This window comes from Micromonospora pallida (genome assembly GCF_900090325.1).
GTDB classification, from domain to species: Bacteria; Actinomycetota; Actinomycetes; order Mycobacteriales; family Micromonosporaceae; genus Micromonospora; species Micromonospora pallida.
This window is the reverse complement of record NZ_FMHW01000002.1, coordinates 6216632-6228088: the sequence shown is the minus strand read 5'-3', so window position 1 is coordinate 6228088 and position 11457 is coordinate 6216632. Positions and strand designations below refer to the sequence as shown.

Below are 11457 nucleotides of genomic sequence, written 5' to 3'. Positions count from 1 at the left end.
ACGAACCAGAGGAGCACGATGATCATCGGACGAGGCATTCCCACGGACCGGGTGTCGGCCATGCGGTCGGCGACCACGACCGGACAGGTCTGGTCGGACATCGTCCTGGCCGAGGGCGGGACCCGCGCCCTCAACATGTTCTTCGCGCCCGGGTCGCGTACGCACTGGCACCGGCACCCGGGCGGCCAGATGCTCTACACCGTCTCCGGTGAGGGCTGGATCCAGGAGCGCGGCGGCGAGGTGGTGGTGATGCGTCCGGGCGACGTCGTCTGGACCGAACCCGGGGTCGAGCACTGGCACGGCGCCACCGCGTCCGCGCAACTGGTCCAGTTGGTGCTCCACTTCGGCGACGTCGAGTGGACCGGCGAGGTCGACGAGGCCGAGTACGCCGCCTGCTGCGCCGAGGGCACACAATGAGCAGCCGGCCGGCCGACCTGGTCGCCCGGCTCGTGGGCGACCGTCCGGGCTCGTGGATCGACGGCGCCTGGGCGACCTCCCCGGACACGTTCGACGTCCACGACCCGGCCACCGGGGCGACGATCTGCGCGGTCGGCGACGCCGACGCCGACCAGGCCGCCGCGGCGGTCGCCGCAGCGGCGGCGGCCCTCGACGGGTGGTCGTCGGCGACCGGCTGGCAGCGCTTCGAGGTCCTCCGCCGAGCGACCGACCTGCTGGGGGAACGGGTCGAGGCGATCGGTGAGCTGATCAGCGCGGAGACGGGCAAGCCGCTGGCCGAGGCGGTCGGCGAGGCCCGCAACACGGTCCGCTTCTTCGAGTGGTTCAGTCACGAGACACTGCGTCTCCCGGGCGAGGCCTGGACCGACGTCGCGCCCGGACGCGACGCCCTGGTGCTGCACGAGCCGATCGGGGTGGTCCTGGCGATCACGCCGTGGAACTTCCCGGCGTTCATGGTGGCCTGCAAGGTCGGCGCCGCGCTCGCGGCCGGCTGCACGGTCGTGCTGAAACCGGCCCCGCAGACGCCGCTCACCGCGCTGGCCATCGCCCGTTGCTTCGAGGAGGCGGGTCTCCCCGCCGGTGTCCTGAACGTCATCACGGCCGGCGACCCGCAGCGGGTCAGCGACGCCCTGCTGGACTCCCCCGAGGTCGCGTGCATCAGCCTCACCGGGTCGCGCCGGGTGGGCGAACTCGTCATGCACAAGGCCGCGTCGTCGATCAAGCGGGTCCTGCTCGAACTGGGCGGCAACGCGGCCGCGGTGGTGCTACCCGACGCGGACGTCGTCCAGACCGCGCGTGACCTGGTCCGGGCCCGGTTCCTCAACGCCGGGCAGGCGTGCATGGCCGCCAACCGGGTGTACGTCGTCGAGTCGACCGCCGGCGACCTGGTCGCCGAACTCACCGCAGCGGTCGACCAGATCGTCCTCGGCGACCCGCGCGATCCGGCGACCACCATGGGCCCGCTCATCGACCACGCGGCCCTGGGACGGATCGAGGCGCAGTTGGCCGAGGCCGTCGCGGGCGGTGCGACCGTCGTCGCGGGCGGCGCCCGGACGGCCGAGAACGAAGCGAGCGGGTTCCTCGCGCCGACGCTGTTGACCGCCGAAGGGAAGAGCCAGCCCGCCGTACTCGGCGAGGAGTTCTTCGGCCCGGTGCTGAGCGTCGTCCGCTGCGCCGACGTCGACGAAGCTGTCCGGTTGGCCAACGCGACCGAGTACGGCCTCGCGGCGTACGTGTTCGGCGGTGACCAGGCCGCCGCGACCGCGGTCGCCCGGAAGCTCAAAGCGGGGTCGGTCGGCGTCAACACTCCGCTGGTCAGCGAGCCGGCCCTGCCGTTCGGTGGCATGCGCAGCAGTGGTCTCGGACGGGAGCGGGGGCGGCTCGGCGTCGAGGAGTACCTGGAGACCAAGACCGTGCAGCTACCCGCCATCCGCTGACGCGTTCCCTGACCGCCGCCGTCGGCCGCACCTCCGACGGCGGCTCCCCAACCATGCCCAGAAAGAGGTAGAGCAGTGCCAACAGAGACCGTGTGCTTCGTCGGTGGTCGGGTTCGCACGATGGACCGGGCCGGAACCGTCGCGGAGGCGTTCCGCACCGAGGACGGCCGGATCGTGGCGATCGGCACGACGGAGGAGATTCTCGCGGGGGCCGGGGACGCGCGGGTGGTCGACCTGGCCGGCGCGGTGGTGATCCCCGGACTGGTCGACTGCCACTCCCACCTGGAACTGCTCGCCTATTCCTGGGAACTCGCCGTCGACTGCCGCTCGTCCCGGGTGTCGAGCATCGAGGAGATGGTCGGCGTGCTCGCGGAGCGCGCCGGCACCCTGCCCGCCGGCGAGTGGGTCCTCGGTCAGGGGCAGCACTACCAGAACCTGAAGCTCGCCGAGGGGCGCTATCCCGATCGGCACGACCTGGACCGGGTCAGCACCACCCACCCGGTGTTGTACCGGGCGAGCTACCACCTCAACGTCTTCAACTCGCTGGCCCTGGAGCTGCTGGGTGTCGACGACGACACCCCGGACGCGCCCGGCGGCCGGATCGAACGTGACCCGGCCACCGGCGTCGCCACCGGCCGCACCTACGACATGTTCGAGCCGCTCGGCGGCCCGCAGCCGCCGGTCGAGGAACTCGCGGCGGCAATCAAGCGGGTGCAGGACCGGTACCTCGCCGTCGGCGTCACCACCCTCGGCGACATCCCCCTGCACCGCTCCGGACTGGAGGCGATCGCCGCCGTCGCCGCCGACGGTGACCTGGTGCTACGCGCCGCGCTGTACCCGAAGCTGAAGGCCGTGGTGTCGGCCGAGGACGTGCGCGCCGGCCGGACCAGGGAGCGGATCGACGCCCTCGACCCGGACCACCTCGCGATGGTCGGTTTCAAGGTCTTCCTCGACGGCGGGCTCACCGCCGGGGCGGCCGCCCTCCACGAGGACTACCCCGGTCAGCCCGGCTACCGCGGCGAACTCGCGTTCACCGACCGGGAGGTCGCCGCGCTGGTCGCCACCGCCGACGACGCGGGGCTTCAGATCGCCATGCACGCGATCGGCGACCGTGCCCTGGACCAGGCTCTCGACGGCGCGCTCGCGCTGCCGGTCGAGCGGCACGGCGTCGCCCGGCACCGCATCGAGCACGCGGGCAACATGTTCATGACGGACGAACGGATCAAGCGGCTGGCCGCCGCCGGAGTCGTCCCCGTTCCGCAGCCGGCCTTCATCATGACCACCGCGGCCGGATACGTCGCGCACCTGGGCACCGACCGGATCGGGACCGTGATGCCGTTCCGTACGCTGATCGACCACGGCCTGCCCGTTCCGGGCAACTCCGACGCGATCGGCATCACCGAGGACCAGCACCACCCGTTCCCGGCGATGCAGGCCGCGGTCACCCGGCGTACCAACGACGGGGACGTGCTGGCTGCCCAGGAGGCGGTCACCGTCGAGGAGGCGCTGCGGATGTACACCGAGTGGGCGGCGTTCTCGATCGGCTGGGAGGACCGGATCGGCTCGCTCGAGGTGGGCAAGTTCGCCGATTTCGCCGTCCTGTCCGGGGACCCGTTGGAGACCGAGCCGACGGAGCTGGCCGCCCTGACCGTCACGCAGACCTGGATCGGCGGAACGCTGGTCTTCGAGCGGAGCTGAGCCGCTGGACGCGCGAACTCACCCGGTGACGACACCACTTACCGCCGATCAGAGCCCCGCAGGTGACCCGAGACGCCTGCGGGGCTCGACCTGTGCTGCTCCGGACGGCCTCACCGGGGACGACGCGACGACGTCCAGCCCTGTTGTTGCAGCCGTTCAATGCCGTCCAGCAGCAGGTCCAGCGCGAACTCGAACTCGAACTGGTCGTCGCAGCCCTGCCCGACGACCGACGCGTCGTCGTGGGACGCCGCCGTGGCGATCTCCGCGAGGTGGGGGAACCGGGCCGCGGCCTCCGGCGGTAGGCCCGCCGGCGGGTCCGGGTTGCTCGGGCCGGACCGGCCGACGCGCCGGGCGGTGTCGAACAGTTCCTGGCTGAAGCCCAGGATCCGGCTGCCCATCGCGTGCATCACGTGGTGGGCGAGGTCAGCGGAGAACCCGCCGGCCCGGAACGTACCGACCATCGAGTCGAGGTAGGCGAGGACGGCGGGCGTCGCCATGTCCCGCGACTCGATCGCGAGCGGCGCCCAGGGGTGGCGTCGTAGCACCTGCCGCGCCGAGAGGATGCGCCCCCGAACCACGGACTTCCAGTCGGCGTCGGGCACCGCCGGATCGATCTCGCCGACCACCACGTCGATCATGCCGTCGAGCAGTTCGTCCTTGTTGGCCACGTGCTTGTAGAGGGCCATCGGTACGACGCCCAGATCCTGGGCGAGGTTGCGCATGCTGAGGGACTCGATCCCGGCCTCGTCGGCGAGCGCGACGGCGACACGCAGGATCCGGTCCCTGCTCAGCGGCGTCCGCCGCAGCGTCTCAGCCTGCTCAGCCATCGTGGTCCCTCGTCTTCCAGCGGCGGTTGACACCATAGCCACCTTGACAGGTGTACGGCGTACACCTACCGTGGTTCTCATCAGGTGTACGGCGTACACCACGAGGGAGGGCACGATGAAGGCGATCGTCCAGGACCGATACGGCCCACCGGAGACGCTCACGCTCGCGGACGTCGACACGCCGGTGCCGGCCGCCGACGAGGTGCTCGTACGGTCGAGGCCGCCGCAATCAACGCGTACGACTGGCATGCCATGCGGGGCGATCCCCGGATGGCCCGGTTGGCCATGGGCCGCTCGAAGCCCCGGGCGCGCATCCGTGGCCGCGACTTCGCCGGCCGGGTCGAGGCCGTCGGCAGCCAGGTCCGACAGGTACGCCCCGGCGACGCCGTCTTCGGCGACCTCGGCGACGCCAACGGCGCGTTCGCCGAGTACGTGTCGGTGCCCGAGGCCCTGGTCGCGCCGCAGCCGGCGAACCTGACGCCGCAGCAGGCAGCCACCCTGCCGCTGGCCGGGGTCACCGCGCTGATGGGGCTGTGCGACGTCGGGCAGGTCGCGCCCGGCCACCGCGTCCTCATCAACGGCGCGTCCGGCGGCGTCGGCACCCTGGCCGTCCAACTGGCCAAGGCGCTCGGCGCGACCGTGACCGCGGTCTGCCGCACCCGCAACGTCGAGCTGGTCCGCTCGCTCGGCGCGGATCACGTCGTCGACTACACCCGCGACGACTTCACCCGCGACGCCCGCCGCCACGACCTGGTGTTCGACCTGGTCGGCAACCGCTCGCTCACCGCGCTCCGGCGGGCGCTGACCCCGACCGGGACGCTGGTGCTCTCCGGCGGCGGCGTGTACGGCGGCGGCAGTCTCGTCGGACCGGTCTGGCTGATCGCGCGCGGGCGACTGCTGGCGCCCTTCGTCCGACAGCGCATCGCCGTCCTCACCACGGTCACCAGCCGGCAACACCTCGACACGCTCCGCGCCCACGCCGAGGCCGGCCGCCTGGTCCCGGTCATCGACCGGACCTACCAGCTCCACGAGGTGCCCGAGGCCATCCGGTACCTCGAGGGTGAGCACGCCCGGGCGAAGGTTGTCATCACCATCTGACCCCAAAGGTCCCACCGCGCCAATTTCCGCGATGCCCCGCCGGCCCGACTCCCGGTCTTGAAGGATGTGAGGGGCGGGCCCACCGGAGGGGGCGGCGGCATGGACCAGGAGGCGCGCGAGCAGGGGCTGCTCACCGCCCTGACCACCGAGCACTTCGTGCTCCAGACCTCGCGCAGCGCCACCATCACCGAGTCCGTCGGGCGGGCGACCGTGTTCCTGTCGCTGCTCTCCGCCGCGCTGATCGGGCTGGGCTTCGTCGCCAGCAGCGGCGAGCTGATCAAGCCGTACCTGGGCGCGGTACTGCCGACCCTGGTGATCACTGGGCTGCTCACCTTCGCCCGGCTGGTGCAGAACATGGCGGAGAACTCGCTGTACCTCAAGCGCATCCAGCACATCCGCGCCTACTACCACCACCAGCTCGCCAGCGGGCACGACTTCTTCGCCGACGCGGTGACCGGCGGGGGTGACACCCGGACGATCTCGGCGGCGGTCGGCAGCGGTGCCTCTCGCTGGCAACTGCTGTTGACCACGGCAGCCATGGTGGGCGCCGTCAACGCACTGCTGATCGGCCTGGGCGCGACCCTGCTGACCGGTCTGGCCAGCGGATCCACCACGTTCGCGGTCGGGCTCGGCGCAGCGGTCGCCCTGGTCGCCTTCGCCGCACAGCTCGCGTACGTCAAGCGCGCCTCGATCTGGCTGAAGGGCTCCCCGTCAGCGCGATCAACTCGGCCGGGAGGATACCGAGACGGTCGGACATGATGCCGCGCATAACGGCGCATTTTCGGATTCTTCGCGGTCAGAAAGTTGCCCGGCGCAACGATTCAATGTTTCAAATCGACCAGACGGCATGCTGTAACAGCAGGAGCCTCCCCTGCGCTGACCGGATGGCACCAGAACCGTTGTTTGGAGCAAACGGTCAGAACAACATCGTGCCCGTCGCTGACGAGCAGTCGATCGGGTGTGGACATAGCGGGAAAACTCGGACCGGAGGCATATATGATCGCAGATTTGGCATTCGAAACGCAGGAGCGAAAGGTGCTGGCAACCGTTGCCGACGGCATCGTCACGGCGGCAGCAGGACGGGCACTGCGCGTGGCGATCGCCTGCCCCCCGGCGCACCTGACGTTCGCCGGGCAGCTGACCAGGGCCCTGCACGCCCGCGGTCGTGCCTGTCATTGCATCGCGCCTGCGTCGACCAGCTCACCGTCGGACGACCTCGCCGCGCCACGGTCGACTTCCGTCGACCCGACCATCGCCGTGATCGTCGGTGGATCCGCCTCTGCGGACGACGAGGTGTACCGAGTCAGCGTGTGCCTCACCGAGGACCACCCGAAATTCCCAGCCGCCACGTCCGGTGACCCCACAGAAGAGAGTCACGACGAAACCGTTCCCGCCACAGACATCGTTCTCGACTACGGCGACCCCAACGGACCGGCCATTCGGCAGTTCATGACCCATGAGCAGGTCTTCGCCTGACAGGCTCGCCCCATAACCGTCCATGGAGGCCTGCCACAGCAGGCCTCCTGACAGGGCACGGCAGGGCAGCGGCCCGAGTTCCCATTACGGACACACAGGCCCGGCGACCAGTGGTGACCGTCCGAGGCCGCCGGGTGGGGCGATATTCGATCTCGCCCCACGGCACCCGTCGGCACAATGAACGCCATGCTCGCCGCCACCCGTAGCCTGCTGACCTCGCTCGATCCGCTGCCATATCGGAAGCGGACGAACCGCCTCGCGGAGTGGGCCTGCACCGCGCCCGACCGGGCCCAGGTCTGCGCCGACCTGCGCGAGCAGGGTCCCTACGAGCGGCGGCTTGCCCTGGTCGCCGCGTTGGTGACCCGGGACGGCGACGGCATCACCGTCGCGGCGCACGACCCCCAGCCGTCGATCAGGAACGCCGCGCTCACTGCGGCGCTGCGCGCCGGCATCCCGATCGGCGACGTCACCGACCGGCCGGCGGTGGAGCGGCGGCGGGTCTATCGCACGCTGCGCCGTCGGCATGCGCCGGCTGTCGCCGACACGTTGATCCGCGAGGTCCGTGCCCAGTTCGGTGACGGGGAGGCCGCCGCGCTGCTGCCGGCCTGCGGCGCCGACACGGTACGGGCGTTGCTGCCCGACCTGGAGCATGCGCTCGACCTCGAGCGGCTGGTCCGGTGGCATCCCGGCCCGTTGCTGGACCGGGTCCGCGAGCGGCTGGCCGGGGCCCCACCCGAGCTACGGGGCAGGATCTGGGGCGAGGCCGCCAGTGCGGTGTTGCGGTGTGACCCTGCTCAGACGCTCGACCTGATCGAACGGTACGCACCCGAGGAATCGCTGCCCGGCTCGCTCGACGCGTACGGGGTGCTCGCCGCACATGACGCGAGTCGCGTCGTCCGCCTGCTCACCGCGCCCGGTCGCGCGGCCTGGCTGCGGGGGAACGCGCTGCCGCCGGCCCTGCTGCGCCGGTTGGCGACGCTGCCGACCGACGAGCTGGCGCCGCTGGCCAGCCGGTTCCGGGAAAACAGCCGGACGCTGGCAGCGCTGCTCGACGCGGTCGCGCCGGCCCGGCGCGGGGAGCTGTACGACCGGGCGCTGGCCGAGGTCGACACGGAGGTGCTGACGCCGGCCGCCGAGATCATGGAGGTGCTGCCGGCTGCGGTCCGGATCCGTGAGGCGAGGCGGGTGCTGGGCCTGGCGAAGACCCGCGAGCGGGAGACCGAGGTACTCAACTGGAGTGCGTACCTGGCCTGGCCGGACGCATCGGCGGCGCTGCACGTCGCGCTGCGCTCCGGTGACGCCGACGAGCGGGCGCACGGCTACGTGCTGTTGGTCGAGGCCGCTCGCCGCTCCCGGAGCCGGCAGGCGGTGGCCGAAGTTGTCGTGCGACTCGGCCGGCTGCGCAACGAGCAGGATCCGGTACGCGCCGCCGCGCTCACCGCGCTGGCGAAGGTGGCACCGCTGCTCACGGCAGAGACAGCAGCCGGGCTCACTCAGCTGACCACCGACGCGGTCGACGCCCGCGACGCCTCCGCTGCCACCACGACAGCGCTGAGCACGCTCGCCGTCGACGTCCTACGGCACCACGTCGACGTGCCGCAGCTACGCGAGTGGGCGCTGCTCACGATCGACCTGGTGAGCAGTGGCGCAAGCGTGCCGGTGCTGCGCCGGTTCGACACCGTGCTGCGCCGGGGGCAGGAGACGATGGTCTTCGAACGGCTGCGCGGCTGGGTCGAGGCCGGCATCGCCCGTGGCCGGTACGGCCCGCTCTTCGCGCTCACCCACGCGCTCGGCAAGCGGGCCTGGCGGCTGCCACAGCTCCAGGAGCTGCTGCGGCGGGCAGCCGGCCCGAACACCCTGCCCTCGGTGGCCCGAACGGCGATCGGCCTGTGGCTCGACAACCCGCGTACCCGCGCGGACCGGGTCGCCGAGGTGCTCGAGACCGACCCGACGGCGGTGACGATCCACCAGGTGTGGGCCACGATCTGCGCGTCCCGCACCGACCTGCTCGACCCGGCGCTCGCTGGCCGCCCGCACGGCCGGTTCCTGGAATCGGGGACGCAGTGGGTGCCCGCCTGGGCGTTTCGCGCCGAGCGCTGGCTGCCCCGCCAGCAGGCCCGCTTCGTGAAGCTACAGGAGCTGGTCATCGCCGACACCGGGCAGGGGGTGTGGCCGCGCGCGGCGGCGGTCCGGTCCGCTGCCGGCATCCCCGGTGTGGGCCGTGACCTGGTGCTACGCCAGCTCGATGCCCCCGAGGTGGCGATCGCCGAGGCGGCGTTGGGCGCGCTGGTCTGGACCGACCGGCCGGACGAGGCGCTGCCGGTGCTGCTCCGGTACGCCGACGGCGACCGGGCGCGGGTCGCGCTGTACGCGGCCGGCCGGGCGGCCCGGCACGTTCCACCGTCCCGGCTGGCCGACGTGCTCGCCGAGGTGCTGGCCGGTCCCGTGAAGATCATGAGCCGCAAGGAGGCGGCCCGGCTGCTGGCCCGCTACGGGCCGCCGCAGGTGATGGCGACCCTGCTCGACGCGTACACGAACCCGGACGCGCACCGCGACGTGCGCGCGGCGATCGTCTCCGCCGCCCGGCAGCGGTTGCAGAGCGAGACGAGCTGGACCATCCTGCGGACTGCGGTCGACGGCAGCCGGGAGGAACGACGCGCGGTTTTGAACGTGTACCCGTACACGATCCCGGAGCGGCACCGACCGCGTTACGCCGCGCTCGTCGTCGAGGCCTGTCGGGCTGCCGACCGGGAGGTCCGGCGGGCCGCGTTCGGTCAGCTCGGGGAGTGGTCGCCGTGGCTGGCCGGGGTCACCGAAATGGTCGTGGAGCGGCTCACCGACCTCGACGAAACGCTGGTGTCCATCGGTGTCGCCAACCTGCTCAGGGCCGGCGGCGACGCGGTGCTCGGCGCCGCGCTGGCCCGACTGGTGGAGTGCGACGCGAACGACGACCACCCCGGCCACCCGGCTGCCGACCGCCCGGCCCGACGCCGGATCGACCTCCTCGTACGCGGCGCGATCGTCCGCTCCAAGGGCCGGCCGGCCAGTGCCGACCGGACCGCGCTGGTCGAGTCGGCGAGGTGGCTGGCCGGTCACCCCGCCTTCGCCGGCACCGCCACCGGGCTGTTGGTCGATCTCGGCCGGCTGGACAACCTGGACGAGGTCGCCGGACGCTGCGCGGGCCGGCCCGTCCTCGCGGTCCGTACCGCCGAACGCGTCGGCGCCCGCCTGCGCGGGCTCCGCGAGTGGCCCGAATCGGCGGCCCTCGCCGACACCGTCGCGCGGCTGGCGGGGCGCGGTGACCTGGCCAGCGGGCTGTTCGCGGTGGCACTGGTCCGGCACGGGGCCAGCTTCGGATGGCAGACGCCGTGGCGGGACCTGCTGATCGAGCTGCGCCGGCACCCGGACCCCGACGTACGCGAGGAGGCCTACGCCGTCCAGATGAGCTGACGGGTCGACCGGAGGTCCACGATCACCCGGCGCGGCAGCCGTCAGCCGTCAGCCGTCAGCCGTCAGCCGGTAAAGCAGACCTCAGCCGGCAAAGGCGAGGCCACGCTCGGCCAACGCGTCGGCCAGAATGCTGACCGCCTTCGGCCCGACCCCGTGCATGGCCAGTAGGTCGCGGCGGCTGTGGGCGGCGACCTGTGCGAGCGTCGTGACGCCGGCCGCAAGCAGGGCGCTGTTGGCGGGCCGCCCGATCGGGGGCAGGTCACCGATCTGCGCCGGCACGTCGCGGGTACTCACGCGATCACGATAGTCCTGCCGCCGTGCCACCACCGGTCCGCGAAGGGCGTCCGCGGCTTACCGGCCAAGGCGCAGGGATGGAAGGGGGCAGCTTCCGAAGCCCGGCTCGCTGGACGAAGATCTCCCGCCGGGCGACCGCATCACCCTTCTTGTCCACCTGGTACCCGTCGAGCCACAGCCATCCGTCGAACGTCGGCAGGTCGAGGACGCGGATGAGGCGGAACGCGATCGGTGTGACGAACTGGACGCTGGCCGCGCGGGTGATGTGGAGCAGGTCGCCGGCCCGGAGCGGGCTCACCACCGTTGGTTCACCCGACGCCAGGCCAGGATCCGGGCACGCGCCACCGCCACCCGAGGACACCAGCCGTCCGGATGGCACCGCCGGCACCGCTGGATGCGGTGGTAGTCGATCACCGCCCAGGACATCTCCACCAGGAACGGCACCTCGCGCCACTCATTCACGACCACGGCCCCGCCCGACGCGTCCCCGCAAGGGTCAACAGCGGCGGTTCCGGCGGGTAGACCACCCGAGCAACCCCCACCGCCCGGTACGCCCCGGCCCGCTCGGGGTAGGCGGTAGCCGGCCCCACGCAGTCGAGCGGGGGCGTACGGCGACGGCGTTTGAACGGCCAGAACTTCCAGAACAGACCGGAGTACGTCGGGTCCTTCGCATGCCGAGCCATCGAACCTCCCGAGATCGATTCAGTCTTTTAATTTAGGAG

At 72.0% G+C, this 11457-nt stretch carries 11 protein-coding genes and 1 pseudogene; 7 read left to right on the top strand and 5 right to left on the bottom strand.

Going from position 1 to position 11457, the window contains the following annotated elements; translation table 11 throughout:
- The first annotated feature begins 18 nt into the window (after positions 1-18).
- The 3 genes from GA0074692_RS26295 to GA0074692_RS26285 all read left to right on the top strand — a co-directional run bounded on the left by GA0074692_RS26295 (position 19) and on the right by GA0074692_RS26285 (position 3590).
- Positions 19-417: a cupin domain-containing protein gene (locus GA0074692_RS26295; RefSeq protein ID WP_091648702.1), complete on the top strand. Its 399-nt coding sequence runs from the start codon at positions 19-21 to the stop codon at positions 415-417.
- Positions 414-1892 (top strand): aldehyde dehydrogenase family protein, encoded by a 1479-nt coding sequence (locus tag GA0074692_RS26290; RefSeq protein WP_091648698.1) that lies wholly within the window; start codon positions 414-416, stop codon positions 1890-1892. Before GA0074692_RS26295 ends, GA0074692_RS26290 begins: the two co-directional genes overlap by 4 nt.
- Before the next feature lie 120 nt (positions 1893-2012).
- Complete coding sequence (locus GA0074692_RS26285; RefSeq protein WP_091648695.1) at positions 2013-3590, top strand: amidohydrolase; 1578 nt, start codon at positions 2013-2015, stop codon at positions 3588-3590.
- 110 nt (positions 3591-3700) lie between these two features.
- On the opposite strand, the gene GA0074692_RS26280 is transcribed toward GA0074692_RS26285, so the two are convergent.
- On the bottom strand, positions 3701-4417 hold the full coding sequence (locus tag GA0074692_RS26280) for a TetR/AcrR family transcriptional regulator (RefSeq protein WP_091648692.1): 717 nt from the start codon (positions 4415-4417) through the stop codon (positions 3701-3703).
- Positions 4418-4532: 115 nt separating this feature from the next.
- Here GA0074692_RS26280 and GA0074692_RS26275 point away from each other — a divergent pair.
- From GA0074692_RS26275 to GA0074692_RS26260, 4 genes and pseudogenes are all read left to right on the top strand, one after another.
- A pseudogene (locus GA0074692_RS26275) lies at positions 4533-5515 on the top strand (NAD(P)-dependent alcohol dehydrogenase).
- A 99-nt stretch (positions 5516-5614) separates the two neighbouring features.
- Complete coding sequence (locus tag GA0074692_RS26270; protein WP_091648689.1) at positions 5615-6274, top strand: hypothetical protein; 660 nt, start codon at positions 5615-5617, stop codon at positions 6272-6274.
- 237 nt (positions 6275-6511) lie between these two features.
- Positions 6512-6991, top strand: a complete 480-nt coding sequence (locus tag GA0074692_RS26265; RefSeq protein WP_091648685.1) for a hypothetical protein — start codon at positions 6512-6514, stop codon at positions 6989-6991.
- Between the two features lie 186 nt (positions 6992-7177).
- A complete protein-coding gene (locus GA0074692_RS26260) occupies positions 7178-10441 on the top strand; it encodes a hypothetical protein (RefSeq protein WP_245730471.1) in 3264 nt (1087 codons plus the stop codon).
- Positions 10442-10522: 81 nt separating this feature from the next.
- On the opposite strand, the gene GA0074692_RS26255 is transcribed toward GA0074692_RS26260, so the two are convergent.
- Genes GA0074692_RS26255 through GA0074692_RS34270 form a run of 4 tightly spaced genes read right to left on the bottom strand, consistent with a single transcriptional unit; the run spans position 10523 to position 11418 of the window.
- Complete coding sequence (locus GA0074692_RS26255; RefSeq protein ID WP_091648679.1) at positions 10523-10735, bottom strand: helix-hairpin-helix domain-containing protein; 213 nt, start codon at positions 10733-10735, stop codon at positions 10523-10525.
- 4 nt (positions 10736-10739) lie between these two features.
- On the bottom strand, positions 10740-11033 hold the full coding sequence (locus GA0074692_RS26250; RefSeq protein WP_245730751.1) for a hypothetical protein: 294 nt from the start codon (positions 11031-11033) through the stop codon (positions 10740-10742).
- The gene (locus GA0074692_RS35000; protein ID WP_176738581.1) at positions 11030-11197 is read right to left on the bottom strand and encodes a hypothetical protein; all 168 of its coding nucleotides are present in this window, start codon (positions 11195-11197) and stop codon (positions 11030-11032) included. The genes GA0074692_RS26250 and GA0074692_RS35000 overlap by 4 nt, the downstream gene beginning before the upstream one ends.
- Entirely contained in the window at positions 11194-11418 is a 225-nt protein-coding gene (locus tag GA0074692_RS34270) for a hypothetical protein (RefSeq protein ID WP_141725414.1), read from the bottom strand. The genes GA0074692_RS35000 and GA0074692_RS34270 overlap by 4 nt, the downstream gene beginning before the upstream one ends.
- Positions 11419-11457: the final 39 nt, after the last annotated feature.

Coding starts and splice junctions, on each gene's coding strand:
- GA0074692_RS26265 (WP_091648685.1), top strand. CDS start 6,512: ATGATCGCAGATTTGGCATTCGAAACGCAGGAGCGAAAGGTGCTGGCA.
- GA0074692_RS26290 (WP_091648698.1), top strand. CDS start 414: ATGAGCAGCCGGCCGGCCGACCTGGTCGCCCGGCTCGTGGGCGACCGT.
- GA0074692_RS26260 (WP_245730471.1), top strand. CDS start 7,178: ATGCTCGCCGCCACCCGTAGCCTGCTGACCTCGCTCGATCCGCTGCCA.
- GA0074692_RS26270 (WP_091648689.1), top strand. CDS start 5,615: ATGGACCAGGAGGCGCGCGAGCAGGGGCTGCTCACCGCCCTGACCACC.
- GA0074692_RS34270 (WP_141725414.1), bottom strand. CDS start 11,418: ATGGCTCGGCATGCGAAGGACCCGACGTACTCCGGTCTGTTCTGGAAG.
- GA0074692_RS26295 (WP_091648702.1), top strand. CDS start 19: ATGATCATCGGACGAGGCATTCCCACGGACCGGGTGTCGGCCATGCGG.
- GA0074692_RS26280 (WP_091648692.1), bottom strand. CDS start 4,417: ATGGCTGAGCAGGCTGAGACGCTGCGGCGGACGCCGCTGAGCAGGGAC.
- GA0074692_RS26285 (WP_091648695.1), top strand. CDS start 2,013: ATGGACCGGGCCGGAACCGTCGCGGAGGCGTTCCGCACCGAGGACGGC.